This window comes from Leptospira johnsonii (assembly GCF_003112675.1).
GTDB classification, from domain to species: domain Bacteria; phylum Spirochaetota; class Leptospiria; order Leptospirales; family Leptospiraceae; genus Leptospira_B; species Leptospira_B johnsonii.
This window is the reverse complement of sequence record NZ_BFAY01000013.1, coordinates 24,780-36,091: the sequence shown is the minus strand read 5'-3', so window position 1 is coordinate 36,091 and position 11,312 is coordinate 24,780. Positions and strand designations below refer to the sequence as shown.

General features: G+C 42.8%; 17 protein-coding genes. All 17 read left to right on the top strand.

The annotated features are described in order from the left end of the window. Window positions 1-308: YopX family protein (locus tag LPTSP_RS18875; RefSeq protein WP_217350175.1), on the top strand; the 308-nt coding region annotated here is incomplete at its 5' end. A gap of 604 nt (window positions 309-912) precedes the next feature. Beyond that, window positions 913-1,191, top strand: a complete 279-nt coding sequence (locus LPTSP_RS18860) for a hypothetical protein (RefSeq protein ID WP_108930303.1) — start codon at window positions 913-915, stop codon at window positions 1,189-1,191. Window positions 1,192-1,201: 10 nt separating this feature from the next. Beyond that, window positions 1,202-1,375: a hypothetical protein gene (locus LPTSP_RS19195; protein WP_167396484.1), complete on the top strand. Its 174-nt coding sequence runs from the start codon at window positions 1,202-1,204 to the stop codon at window positions 1,373-1,375. 13 nt (window positions 1,376-1,388) lie between these two features. Next, window positions 1,389-1,616 carry a hypothetical protein gene (locus tag LPTSP_RS18855; RefSeq protein WP_108930302.1) on the top strand — a complete coding sequence of 76 codons (228 nt, stop codon included), beginning with the start codon at window positions 1,389-1,391 and terminating at the stop codon, window positions 1,614-1,616. A gap of 53 nt (window positions 1,617-1,669) precedes the next feature. Further along, the gene (locus tag LPTSP_RS18850) at window positions 1,670-1,990 is read left to right on the top strand and encodes a hypothetical protein (protein ID WP_108930301.1); all 321 of its coding nucleotides are present in this window, start codon (window positions 1,670-1,672) and stop codon (window positions 1,988-1,990) included. 142 nt (window positions 1,991-2,132) lie between these two features. After that, window positions 2,133-2,306 carry a hypothetical protein gene (locus LPTSP_RS19190; RefSeq protein ID WP_167396483.1) on the top strand — a complete coding sequence of 58 codons (174 nt, stop codon included), beginning with the start codon at window positions 2,133-2,135 and terminating at the stop codon, window positions 2,304-2,306. Further along, window positions 2,303-2,578 (top strand): hypothetical protein, encoded by a 276-nt coding sequence (locus tag LPTSP_RS18845; protein ID WP_108930300.1) that lies wholly within the window; start codon window positions 2,303-2,305, stop codon window positions 2,576-2,578. The genes LPTSP_RS19190 and LPTSP_RS18845 overlap by 4 nt, the downstream gene beginning before the upstream one ends. 9 nt (window positions 2,579-2,587) lie before the next feature. Further along, window positions 2,588-2,878, top strand: coding sequence for a hypothetical protein (locus tag LPTSP_RS18840; RefSeq protein ID WP_108930299.1), 291 nt, complete (start codon window positions 2,588-2,590; stop codon window positions 2,876-2,878). Window positions 2,879-2,965: 87 nt separating this feature from the next. Then, window positions 2,966-3,181, top strand: coding sequence for a hypothetical protein (locus tag LPTSP_RS18835; RefSeq protein ID WP_108930298.1), 216 nt, complete (start codon window positions 2,966-2,968; stop codon window positions 3,179-3,181). Window positions 3,182-3,484: 303 nt separating this feature from the next. Beyond that, window positions 3,485-3,670 carry a hypothetical protein gene (locus LPTSP_RS18830; RefSeq protein WP_108930297.1) on the top strand — a complete coding sequence of 62 codons (186 nt, stop codon included), beginning with the start codon at window positions 3,485-3,487 and terminating at the stop codon, window positions 3,668-3,670. 426 nt (window positions 3,671-4,096) lie between these two features. Beyond that, window positions 4,097-4,657: a terminase small subunit gene (locus LPTSP_RS18820; protein ID WP_108930295.1), complete on the top strand. Its 561-nt coding sequence runs from the start codon at window positions 4,097-4,099 to the stop codon at window positions 4,655-4,657. After that, the gene (locus LPTSP_RS18815) at window positions 4,632-6,062 is read left to right on the top strand and encodes a hypothetical protein (RefSeq protein WP_108930294.1); all 1,431 of its coding nucleotides are present in this window, start codon (window positions 4,632-4,634) and stop codon (window positions 6,060-6,062) included. Before LPTSP_RS18820 ends, LPTSP_RS18815 begins: the two co-directional genes overlap by 26 nt. Next, entirely contained in the window at window positions 6,046-8,133 is a 2,088-nt protein-coding gene (locus LPTSP_RS18810) for a hypothetical protein (protein WP_108930293.1), read from the top strand. Before LPTSP_RS18815 ends, LPTSP_RS18810 begins: the two co-directional genes overlap by 17 nt. A gap of 1 nt (window position 8,134) precedes the next feature. Then, window positions 8,135-9,124 carry a hypothetical protein gene (locus LPTSP_RS18805; protein ID WP_108930292.1) on the top strand — a complete coding sequence of 330 codons (990 nt, stop codon included), beginning with the start codon at window positions 8,135-8,137 and terminating at the stop codon, window positions 9,122-9,124. 140 nt (window positions 9,125-9,264) lie between these two features. Then, a complete protein-coding gene (locus LPTSP_RS18800; protein WP_108930291.1) occupies window positions 9,265-10,536 on the top strand; it encodes a hypothetical protein in 1,272 nt (423 codons plus the stop codon). A 13-nt stretch (window positions 10,537-10,549) separates the two neighbouring features. Next, window positions 10,550-11,098 (top strand): hypothetical protein, encoded by a 549-nt coding sequence (locus LPTSP_RS18795; protein ID WP_108930290.1) that lies wholly within the window; start codon window positions 10,550-10,552, stop codon window positions 11,096-11,098. A 9-nt stretch (window positions 11,099-11,107) separates the two neighbouring features. Further along, complete coding sequence (locus tag LPTSP_RS18790; protein ID WP_108930289.1) at window positions 11,108-11,311, top strand: hypothetical protein; 204 nt, start codon at window positions 11,108-11,110, stop codon at window positions 11,309-11,311. Window position 11,312: the final 1 nt, after the last annotated feature.

The following is an 11,312-nucleotide window of genomic DNA, read 5'->3' as shown; positions in this document are numbered from 1 at the left end:
TCGGACAATACACAGGACTTAAGGATAAGAACGGCCGAGAGATTTACGAAGGTGATATACTTTCATTTGACGGCAATATGACAGCGGACAATAGCATGGGGCTTGACCCTAATGGATTTATGTATGACGAAAGTGATAAATATCAAGTAATATGGCATCCAGATCGTGCTGCGTTTGATTTAGATTACTCCGGTTTAGATGAATTGCCTCATTGGAAATATCGGCGTGGTACATGGGGACTTATGCTTGGCGGTAATTGTGAAATTATTGGCAATATTTACGAAACACCTGAGCTTTTGGAGAAATAAGAATGAGTGATACAGCAATTCAGGCAATTTGTTTAACCATTTTGGGCATAGCGTATTTTTATTTCGTTACAAGATGATCCGTAAAATAGGTAAAGTCCGCCAACGCCAAATAGACTGGCAAGATGAAATAAAAGCCGCTCTTGTAGGTGAGAAATGCGAAAACGTAAACTGCAACGAAATACTTGAACTTGGAAAGATAGTCTGTGAACATTTGCTACCACAAGGCACGATCAAATTCAAGAAATACCGGATGGTAAGAGAGAACGTAAGATTTGTATGCGGGTGCATTAACCTGGATAATTACGGTAAAGACTGTAAGCTTTTAGGGTTGCGGTATTGTAAAATAGTAGAGCATTTCCCGGATGCGGAGAGATGGATAAAGGATAGAGTAAGTGGAACCCATTAATCTCGGACAGTTTCTATCAACGAACGCTCGTTTTGGGTTTACTGAGAGTGCATTCTTTAATGGGTCAGAAGGTGTAAAAATTATTTTACATATTAATGGAGTCCCAATAGAAGCTGAGCTTGGCAAATTAGACGAAAAAGGCCTCGAAATACGTTTTGATAAGATAGAATTTTGGTTTAAATAGGAGAAAGTGCAATTATGACCCCTGATAAAATAACTATGGAATACATTGAATCAATATGCGTTTCGGAGAATCCGCCCGCTGAAATAATAATGAAAGACGAAGATTTCGACAGAATGCTAGACGAGGCCGAAAAAGATAGAAAAAGCTATGAATACACCCCTTATGATTTATTTAAACGTGTGGGCAGTTTTCTGTATCGCGCACAGGTGGGAAATGTTTTGGTGAGAAGAGAAAATATGCCAAAAGTAAAACAATATAAAGAGCCAAGCGGAATTTTAGATTTAACTAAATAGGAGAAAGTGAATGGACGATCTAACTAAAGCGCAAATGCAAATTTTAATAGATGGTTTATCGTTTGAGTTGCGCATATGGTCCGAAATTGCGGCTCAACAAGCACTGTCTTGGTCCGAAAAGGCATATATAGAAAATAGGTTTAATTCTTTAAATATGCTAAAAGAGCAATTATTAACTAAATAGGAGAATAACAACAATGGAAGAAACAACACAAACACCAGCAAAAAAAACTCGTAGCCGCAAACCAGAGGCAAGCGCGGCTAAGAAGAAGTCTGTAAAGAAAGAGACTAAAAAACGTGGCCCAAAAAAGAAAATAGAGAACAATTTTCTCGCTCGGCTAAAAGAGATCCACGGTAAACTAAACTATCATGACCTTGCGTTAGCGTTTTTGGTATTGGATGCGGCTGTAAGGCTTATCGGATAACGAACACTTTCAAACTTCAATAGGTTCTAGAACTATTGGAGAGGAGGGATAATGTGAAATATAAACTTTCGATAATTAATGATCCTGGCATGGGGGGTCTTAGGCTTTATCTCACTGGGGAGCAAGCGGGGTCTAGATATTCTGCTGCACCTGTGGACGTTGTAATGGAGCTTATCAAGGAGCCATATGTTTCATTGGAGCCATTTATGAAATTCGGGTATTATGAATCGACTAATGTTTTAACTGCATTTTCTAATGGGCTAATAGAAGCTGGATTTCGCGATAAGGTAATTAACCATACTCCAGAAATTGAACGTTTAGAAAAACATTTAGAAGACATGCGCAAGATTGCATTTAAGAAGTTAGGGTTATGAACATTACAGATTTACTCGAAAAAGACGAAATAGCCGAGCGCGATCAAAGAGCCGAATGGTATATGTATCGTTGCTTAGGCTATAAGGTGATGCATCCATGGAAATGGTGGTTTAAGAGATTAGTGGGAGGAGTTTGGCAGTAATGGAACGTTCAACAGAAATCGACAGAGAAGCTGAAATAGCCATAAAGAACATGTCAGACGCTGAGATCCGGGATATGTTTCAAACTGAGCAGGTAGACATATTAAGACGTGAATACAATTCGGCAAAAAGAGACGCTGGGAGAGAGAATATAAAGAAAAGGTGGAATAAATGAAAGAACCAGACATTGAGGGGTTTGTAGAAGCATTCCAATACGCTTGCAAAAAGCACAACATTATAGCAGCGGTATTGATTCCGGATGCAAGTGAAGCCATAAACGATACTGATAAAGTTAAGTTTAGGATTGAAGGGCCGGAACTGCTTGCAAAGATCATCCATTTAGGAGTGCAATATTTCGATCTTGGAATTAAGAAAACAAAAGAAAAGATTGAAAAACCTGGTATAGTAACAAGATTTACTAAGAATTTTTTCACAACAAACGAATAAGGAAATTACATGAAACCAAAACAAACAAAAGAAGAGAACGCGGAAGAAGTTTTTCAAGAAGAAGCGCCACAAGAAGAAGCGCCACAAGAAGAAGGGTTCCAGGAGTATCTGAGAGGCGAGGCGATTATGACAGTCGGATTTCGCAGACAGATGAATAAAGAAGGCGAAACGATTGGCTGGGATGTTCTCACTATGATGATTCAGGAAGGACAGGTTCAGAAAATGCACAGACTCGGGACAGGGCCAGATTGGAAGCAGGCCTTTCTTTTAGGTGTAAAGTCCATGGGAGAGAACCTTTGAAAGAAGTGATTGTTATATTTGCAGCCATTGGGTTTGTCGTGATCTGTGGCGCGCTTGTAATTAGTATAGCAAATAAAGGAGTATAGAATGGATTACGTTTTAATTTCGATTCTGATTGTATTGGTTTGGTGGCCAATTCTTGGGGTAGCGGCATATTATTTGTATAACCGTGAAAGAGGGAGTGTCCAGGCCATAACACAAATGAAGGACGAGATCACGGCCGTAAAAGCAGAGGTCGTCGAATCCAACAAGCACTACACTGAAATCAAGAACACCTTAGCATTTAAAGGGATAAAGATGTGATAGGTTACATAGCTCTCGGTATTTGTTTCTTTATCTTCTGCTATCAATATGTAGTAAGAAGGAAGAGGGAAGCCTGCTGGAAATTCCCGAATGGGTCTAAATTTATAATTACCAGTGATTCTGAAGATGCACTCATTGATTCAAGATGGAGAGTTATTCAAAATTGGAATAAAAATCTCAAATGAACGATGAACTCCTTGAATCTGATGTGGCAGAGTATGCGCGTAATCCTCTCCAATTTCTCGTAGAATGCCACTATGGTCATAGAGCAACGAGAAAGATACGAAGAATGGAAAAGGAAGCATGGAATTTGACCAAAACCAATTTAGAGCAGATCTATTAGAAGCAATTGAATCTGGCGTGGGAACTGATTGGACCTGGGATGATGACGATCTTGAGGAGTATGAAGTCCCTACATTTGATTCCAATTGGGCATTAAGCCAAGTGCTAGAAGTTTTACAGAAATACGGTATCTATCATGAAGTTTGACCCTAATTATTCATCAATAAGTTTTACGATCCCCGAAGGCGCAAAAGGAGACGTAGTGTTTCTAAATGGGGATAAGTTTCGAGTCCACACTGACAACGTAATAGTGCGAGGCAAAAACACCATAGAGTTAGAGCAAGATTTACTTAAATACGCAGATAAAATAGGCAGAATATGAAGTTTGAACACCGCATCTACTCCACTCCCAACATGTTCGGCACCTCCTACCACTATGAACTAATAGGAGACACTCACTGGGCACTCGGCCAACTCCAACAGACCCCCAACACCAAAATAACGCTTGAACACTTTCGAAATCTAAGGAAAGAATTAGCAAGTAAACTATGATCTCATTTTCATCCAAGAGATACACTAGCCCTCGTAAAAGAGGGATTTTTTTTGACCTATTAATGATAATGATATATCAATATGACTAATCCAAAACAACAGCTTTTCATCGAATACTATATCCAATCCCTAAACGCAACGGAGGCTTATAAAAAGGCGTATGATTGCGATGACTCAACCGCAAGGGCAAACGGATCAAGGCTGCTTACAAATGCTGATATTAGGTCTCAAGTAAATAAAGCACTTCGTAAGAAGATGTTGGATGAGGAGGATGAATTTAGAAGTATCTGGGAAAGAGAGGTAAGAGATCTCACCATGGCTCGGATGACTGACTATCTGGATGAAGAGGGTAGGATTGATTTAGATAAGATCAAAGAAATTCGTCCCGGAGCAATACAGGATTATACTGTAGCGGTTTCCAAGAAAGGGGATATTTTATTTCACACAATCAAACTCCATCCTAAAACCAAAGCCCTCGAATTAGCAGGGAAATACTTAGCTCTCATTACCGATCGAGTGGACCATACCACAAATGGAAAAGACTTGCCTTCTGTTGTTATTGATAATCAATTATCAAGAGAAGAGTTGATCCGATTAGCTAAGGAGGCAGTCAAGAGTGCAAGCAGTAGCCCTGAGACCTGAAGTTCTCGAACTGACTAAGTCCGAAGTAATCCCTCATCTATGGGAGATTGGAGAACTTGATTTCCTGCTCAATAATACACAGCAAAAGCTAATGGATTTCATCGACGCACCTGAAAGAGGGGATTTGATCTTTGGAGAGTGTCATAGAAAGTTAGGAAAGACCACTACAATCCTAGTAAAACTTCTCAAGCGTGGGCTGAAAGAGAAGATGATTTGCAACTATTATGCACAGTCTCAGAAGGTTTGCCGTAAATTCGTATTTCCAATCATGGATAGGCTTTGCCAAACCGCTCCAGTTCACTTACGCCCAGTCTACCGGTTCACTGACTCTTACTATGAGTTCCCTACAACTGGGACCAGGATCTATCTAATTGGGTGCGATTCTATCAAGGACATTGAGAACCAGAGGGGCCCGTATTCAGACGTAAACGTAATTGATGAGGCTGGGGTAAATGACCACATTATCTATCTTCTCGAATCCATTATCTCCCCTCAACAGTTAACGGCTACAAACGCAGTAAATTACATCCTTACCTCTACCTCCAAAATGCCAGATCACCCATCCTTCAGCATAGCCGCTGAATCAGATGCGAACGGGGATTATATCAAGCTAACTCTTGACGATAACGAGGACCTGACAAAAGCACAGAAAGAGAAGGCTATTCGAAACGCAGGTGGAATTGATTCAATCAACTGTCAGAGAGAGTATTTCTGCAAACGCTTGGCGGATCCTGAGATCATCATCTTACCGGAGTGGTCCACTTCATTTGAGAGGAAGATTCCAAGAGATGAGTTTTACCGTTTTTATCATAAATACGATGCTTGGGATTGGGGGACAAAAGACGGGACCTTCGGAATATTCGCAAGTTATCAATTTGGATCAGGTGTTTTATACTGTGAACGTGAGTATGAGGTCTACGGCAATGAGGCTCGGGCGGACAAGGTAGGGGATGCGATAAAGCGTATCCAGAAAGAACTTGGATGGCCAAACATTCACAAAGAGATCGGTGATACGGATCTTGACATTATCAAATTCCTCAATCGAACTCAAAATAGGAAGTTTGCTCCCGTTCGGAAAATGGACCTGGAATCAATGGTTCAACAGCTTCGCCTTCGTATTCAGGCGGGTCAGATCATAATCGACCCAGAAGGCTGCCCAGCACTCATCAAACAAGTTAAGAACGGTATTTGGAGAGAAGGGAAAAGAAACCAGGAATTCGCAAGAGTTCAAGGCTTTGGTCACTTCGACGGCATTGCAGCACTTATCTATTTGAACCTAATGGTTGACCGCCATACCAACCCAATCCCAGAGAACTACGGGATCTCTCACTCAACCCATTTCATCCCACAAAATAAAACAGAATCGCCATTCGTAGGAGCAATGACTTATGCTAGAAGGAAATAATAAGGAATTATACATAACAGACCAACCGGACGAGGACTTCATTGTTTCGTGTATGTCTGAGATTGATCGGTATTATGACTACACTCAAAGAGTAGGTCTTTACGATCTATGGAACTATGCCTATCGGTTGATGTATCGGGTCAGCTCTCACTTTGGTAGGATCCCAAAAGCTGGAGAATCTGGAGAGTTTGACCTTCTATACGTAAACCGGATTAAACCTCTGGTCCAACACATGATGAGCCTTGTCACTGCTTCGCGCCCAGTCTTTACCCCAAGGTCCACAAACACAGACAGTTCTTCCCAAGAGAAAACCCAAACCGCAAAAGCCGTTGTAAATTATTACTATGATGAGCAGGATTTCGAGGAAGATTACAGGACCAATGCAAACCGTGCCCTATTCGTAGGGGAGGGGTTTCACGAAATCACTTGGGATATTATGGGTGGACGAATAACCGGCATGAAGAGCCCGGAAGAGCAATCCATATCCCACGAAGCCAGTGAAACTCCAGAAGAAGAAATCCAAGAGCATGAAGCTGGAGGAGAAGAGGAGGCTGGTGAAGAAACTGGCCCTACTGAATTCCAATTTGAGGGAGATGCGAGAGGTTATTCTTATTTCCCTTGGGACGTAATTAGAGAGCCGCTATTGCGTTCCTGGAAGGAAGTGAATGGGTTTACCCTCAGACGCTATGTAAATCGCTTCGAGTTAATTAAACGCTTCCCTGAGTTTGAAGACGAGATCCGCAATATTGAATCAGACCTCTACCTTTACGGAAGGAATATCTTCTTGGATTGGGGATTGATTAATCCGGACGACCTGGTGCCTTTCTACACTCGGTATGAAAAGCCATCTGCTCTTTGCCCGCTTGGCCAGATTGCAATGTTCAGCAATGAAGAGACTCTGTTTATGAGATCAGCTCTTCCTTATGACAAAGTGCCAGTGCAAAGGATTTCTGGTGGGGAATTAGACGGGACTCCATTTGGATATGGAATGACCTTCGATCTTCTGCCGCTTCAGACCATGTATGATCGTCTCTATTCTCAGATAGCGTCAAACATAGCCGTAGGATCCGGAGTGACTTGGGTTGCTGAAGATGGCGGACAGGTGAACTTCAAAGAGCTTGCAGAATCCCACAATTTACTTTCTTATCCAGCGGGGACCAATCCTCCAACAATCGCGGATAAGATGTATGTCCCTGCTCAAATGGTCCAGTTCAAGAGTGACATCAATAACGAAATGAATCTCAACTCTGGGATTAACGAAGTCACTCAAGGGCAAGTTCCAACCAGTATCAAATCAGGTATTGGGCTTTCGATCATGGACGCTAAGTCTGTCCAATTCCTTAGCTTCTTTCAGGGCCAATGCGTTAAGTATCTGGAAGGGGACGCGTCTTCTTTGGTGGAGATACTCAGGACCTATGCAGACACCGAAAGGATGGCAAAGATTGTAGGGGAGTTTTCTAACTACAAACTTCTAAATTGGAGCAAAGAGACTTTCCAGGACATTCAATCCGTGACGGTAGAGATCGGCAATCCAGCACTCAGATCATTGTCAGGTCGTATTGATCTTGTCCAAATGCTTCAACAATCCGGGGTCCAGTTAGATGCCCAAAAGCTTCTCTCAGTAGTAGAATCAGGAAATACTGACATTATTACAGAGCAAGACGTGGCTAAACAGCTTACGATTCGCAAGGAATCAGAAATGCTCCAGAATGGTCTGCCTGTTCAAGTTCTACCGTTTGACGACGATGTCGCGCACTTGAAGGATCACTGCAAGGTTTGGGACCGTCCAGAGTTCCGCAATATGCCGTTAGAAATAAGAATGCAGCATCCTCTCTGGCTTCATGAACAAGCCCACATCGCCAACATGACACCAATGGATCCAGTCGTGCTACAAATTAAACAACTTATGGGGCAGCAGATTATCCCACCGCCGCCACCTCCACAACCTCCTCCAGCCATGGGGAACGGGATGGGGACGCCAGCGGATGTTCAAAAATCAATGGGGAAAGCAATACAACAACAACAGAACGTAGCCGGAATAGCACCGGGACCAATAGCAGGAGCACAATAAAATGGAAGTAGCAGACACAGGAATGACAGCCGATCAGGCGTTAGAAGGAATCGTAGACAGCCTTGGAGAAGGATCCGAAGAAATCGTAGAAGAGATTGGCGAGGGCGACGGTGAAACCCTTGGCACTGAAGAGCAACCGGAACAAGTTGAGGAGCAGTTCTTTAACGTTCGTAAACCAACAGGCGGTATTGTAGACGTATCTGAAAACAAGATAAGATCAGCGTTAAAAATCCCTGAAGGCGAGCAGATAGGGAAACACCATGCCGCTATTTACCAGCAAATGCTCAAGATGAACTACAATTCAATCGAAGCGGGTAAACTTCGCCAATCAGTTCAGGAAATGGAAGGGAAATGGGGTGGAGTAAACAACTTCCTTCAGATGGTCCACGAAACACCAGATAAAGGAGTCCCTCAGATGATGAAAATTCTGAAGATTCCAAGAGATGCACAAGTCCGTGTATATGAGGCAGAATTAACTAAGCTGTATGGCCAAATGGGAGTTGAAGGATTCGCTCCGGTCGCCGACGACAATACTCTGGAAGATGAGCAAAGGCAAATCGAAATGGAGCGTCAGCGTTTACAACAACAACAGATGGAAATCCAGGCGGACGGCTTTGTCCCTCAAATTGAAGGAACCATCCGGAATATTCTCACTAAAAACTCTCTACCAGCAACTTACGAAGACATTCAAGATGTTGTAAAAGAAATTTACATAGCAAGAAGATCTGGAATGGATATTTCTCCAAGCCAAGCAATTAAACGCTTAATGTCTAGAACCCAAAGGCTCACAACGGCCTCTCCAAATAAATTGGTAACCCCAAAAGCACGTCAAGCAGTCGTAACTCAACAGGTTACACAGATGAAGCAACAAGGAGCAGTGCAAACTCGTAAACCGACAGGCACTCCGGTTCAAAGAGGACCTCAGAAGTATATCAAGCCAGATGTATTTATGGAGCAAACTATGGAGAAACTAAAGCGCGCTAAAAAATAGTTGACTTACCCAAGAACTGTGTCTGTCTAATAGCGAGATAGACCAGTTCTATCTGTAAAACCTTAGCTGGTTCCGAACCTGCATCTAATTCAGAGTTCCGAACTCTCCAAACGTTAACTTTAACTATAGGAGACTAGCTAATGGCTGGCACAGATCAGAGCGTCTTAAATGGTTTCTTCAAGGACATCTGGGGACAATACGTTACCCTTAAAGAAGAAACTTCACTAATCCAAAGACTTTTTAATTTTTCAACCACAGATAACCTCGGGGGTTATTTCCAAGAAGCGGTTGAGGTCCAATCTTCTCACGGAACGACAATTGTAGGGCAGGTAGCTAATGCAACCTTGTTGAAAAACCCAGTTTCTTTAGAGACTGAGCCTGCAAAAATTCGTGGTTCCATCGTTTACTTCTCAGAGTGGCTTGACTGGGCAACCAGCATGCGTGCTCAGACTACCAAACAAGCTTTTGCGGAATCCACAAAACTTTTGGTGTCTGCCTGTAAGAAAAACGCAGAGAGAACTGTTGAACTTCTTTCCCTTTATGGCCAGAATGGTTTAACTACTATCACAAGCAGAACGGTATTATCCGGAACACAATTAGAACTACTCTGTAAACTATCAGAGTGGGCGACTGGTATGTGGGAAGGTATGGAAGGCTTGAGAGTCCAGTTTTATAACGGGAATACTCTTGTTTCTTCTGGAGCCGACGCCGATTTCAATATTTATCAGATCGATTCTGATAGAGATAACAGATTGATTTTCGTCGAAGGGACTTCTACTGGTATCACTGCACTTTCGACTGCAATTAACTCAAACCCTAACGTAATCAAATTGTATATGAACAACGAAGGCTCTCGTTTGAACGAACCTGTTGGGATCCATACGATTTCCGGGAACTTGACCGATGTGTTATTCAATATCAACCCTACTACTTGGAACCAGTGGAAAGCTAACGTTCTAAATGTAGGGGGATCTTTGACTTTCGCTAAGGTTCAGGACGGGGTTGCTCGAGTAGCTTCCAGAGGGTTTAAAGGCGATATGTGCTTGTTTGTGAACTGGGTTTCCTGGACCAAGCTTGCTAATGACGCTGCCTCTATGAGGATGACTGACAGCTCTTACTCCAGAACTGAATTGGATGTAGGATCTGAAGCAATCAAATTCTATTGCGGAACTGGTATCGTAGAGATCTACCAACACCAATACGTAAAAGAAGGGTATGCTTACCTTGTCCCTAAAGACGGAATCAAACGTATCGGTTCAACTGACGTGACTTTCAAATGGCCGATGGGTAACGAGATTTACTTCTGGCCACGCCCTGAATACAGCCAGTTTGAACTTCGTGCAATGACTGACCAGGCACCATTTACCGCGCATCCTAAGAGATTCTTAAGATTCGAAGGTATTGTGAACTAAGAGGAACAGAGATATGAGTTGGATTAGCATCAACGTAAACACGAGCGAAAGCGACAACCGTATCTCTGGATTCATGCAACAGGATTCTACTTCCCAGTTCTCTTCGCAGCCTGGGTTAGTTAGGGTCCTGGAGGCTTTATCCAGAGGGGCTCTTAATTTAGAAGAACCAGAAGGAAGCGATTCTACCCCTTATCTTATTGATATTGGGAACGTAAGAGCAACCGCGACCGTAACTTTCACTGGATTACCTACTGCTGCACAAGCTTACACCTTGGCGAATGTTGCTTTTACTGCCAGAGCTTCTGGAGCCGTAAATAACGAGTTCAATATAGGAGCGGATGCTGGTGCGACTGGGGACAACCTGGCCGCTGCTATCAACGCCTCTACTACTGAAGCCATTAACAAAGTTTTTAGGGCTGAAAGCGATGGAGCCGGAGTGGTAACGGTGACTTGTTTGGTTCCTGGTCTTGTTGGGCTTGGAATCGCAGCAAGTGAGAACTTGTCAAACGCAACGATCACTCAATTTGCCGGTGGAGACAACGGCGAGCAGTATATTTATTAGGAGTAAAAAATGGATAGCGCATACGATTTAGCACTTACCAAAATTCTCGCTAAAAAACCTATGGACGACGATCAGGACGACTTCGAGTTAGATACCGAAGACAATGATCTTGATGATGGGTTCACTTTAGCGCAAGCACCTTCCAATTCTGGCAGACCACCTGTTCAAATGCCGGATTGGCTGAAGAGGGGCGGTCTGTATCCAGGAACCTAAT